This is a genomic window from Methylobacterium sp. P1-11 (genome assembly GCF_008329595.1).
GTDB lineage: Bacteria > Pseudomonadota > Alphaproteobacteria > Rhizobiales > Beijerinckiaceae > Methylobacterium.
The window spans coordinates 1-1678 of the sequence record NZ_NPKS01000085.1; the positions used below are offsets into that span (position 1 = coordinate 1).

Below are 1678 nucleotides of genomic sequence, written 5' to 3' on the forward strand. Positions count from 1 at the left end.
CGACCCTGGCTGTGTCAAAACCCCGAAGGTGGTAGCTTTCCTCTGCACGACCGGAGGATGGCATGGGACGGTTCGTTGTCGGTGCCGAGCGCGATCAGACGACGCTGTTTCCGCCTTGTCTTGAGGACTGGATCGCCGAGGACAATCCTGTCCGCGTCGTCGATGCCTTTGTGGAGGCCCTGGAACTCGGCGCGCTCGGCTTTGCGGGTGTCGATGCGGCACGGACGGGTCGACCGGGCTACCATCCGGCCGCCCTGCTGAAGCTGTACGTCTACGGCTATCTCAACCGGGTCCCGTCGAGCCGACGGCTGGAGCGCGAAGCGGGCCGCAACGTCGAGGTCATGTGGCTGACCGGCCAGCTATCGCCCGATCATAAGACCATTGCCGAGTTCCGTCGGCAGAACGGCCCCGCCATCGGGCGAGTCTGTGCCCGCTTTGTCGCTTTGTGCCGCACGATGGGCCTTCTGACGGGGACGTGCGTCGCGATCGACGGCTCGAAGTTCAAGGCGGTCAACAATCGCGACCGCAACTTTACGCAAGGCAAGCTCGACCGGCGCCGCCAGCAGATCGAGGAGAGCGTGTCACGCTACCTCTCGCAGCTCGACACAGCCGATCGTCAGGACCCCACGCCGGAACTGGCAACCAAGGTGGAGCGGCTGAAGGAAAAGATCGCCCGCCTCGGACAGGAGATGGAGCGGCTGGCGGGGTTGGAAGAGCAGATGAAGGCCGCGCCCGACCGGCAGGTCTCGCTGACCGATCCCGACGCGCGGTCCATGGCCACCAGCGGTCGTGGATCGGGCGTGGTGGGTTACAACGTCCAGGTGGCGGTCGAGACCGAGCATCACCTGATCGTCGCGCATGCGGTCACCAATGCTGGCTCGGACCGGGCGCAGCTCAGCGGCATGGCCGCGCGGGCCAAAGAGGCTCTGGAAGCGGACACGCTCGATGCGGTGGCTGACCGGGGTTACTATTCCAGTGAACAGATCCTGGCCTGCGAACGCGCCGGCATCGCCGTGACGCTGCCCCGGCCGATGACCTCGGGCGCGAAGGCCGTTGGGCGCTTCGGCAAGGATGATTTCCTCTACCGTCGTCAGGACAACACCTACTTGTGTCCGGCGGGTCAGACGCTGTCCCATCGGTACACCTCGGTGGAGAATGGCCTGACCCTGCATCGGTACTGGACGAATGTCTGCTCGGCCTGCGCGATGAAGGGAGCGTGCACGACAGGCAAGGAGCGCCGGGTGACCCGGTGGGAGCACGAGGACGTGCTGGAGGCCGTACAGCGCCGGTTGGACGGCGATCCGCTGGCCATGCGGGTCCGGCGCGAGACGGTCGAGCACCCCTTCGGCACGCTGAAGGCGCGGATGGGGGCGACGCACTTCTTGACCAAGACCTTGCCGCGCGTCTCGACCGAGATGGCACTCCAGGTCCTGGCCTACAATCTGACGCGGGTTCTCAACATCATGGGAAGCCGGAAGCTCTTGGCAGCGATCCCCGCCTGAGTGAAGGCCTTTGATCGTTCACCGAGGGGCTGAAAAGCCGTCCAGCAGCGCCTTCAACTCAAACGGATGCGCGACCACAAAGGGTCGATCCAAACGGTGGAGCGCCTATTCTCGCAAAATTGGGGCGGCACCCCAGCACAAAGCCGATTCTCGGCGTTTTGACACGGCCTGGACCC

1 protein-coding gene is annotated in these 1678 nt (G+C 65.0%); it reads left to right on the forward strand.

The features are described 5' to 3' along the window. Window positions 1–62 precede the first annotated feature (62 nt). Entirely contained in the window at window positions 63–1502 is a 1440-nt protein-coding gene (locus CIW48_RS32785) for an IS1182 family transposase (RefSeq protein WP_149314502.1), read from the forward strand. Window positions 1503–1678 lie beyond the last annotated feature (176 nt).

Excerpts from the sequence above, each read along its gene's own strand:
- CIW48_RS32785 (WP_149314502.1), top strand. The coding sequence starts at position 63 with ATGGGACGGTTCGTTGTCGGTGCCGAGCGCGATCAGACGACGCTGTTT.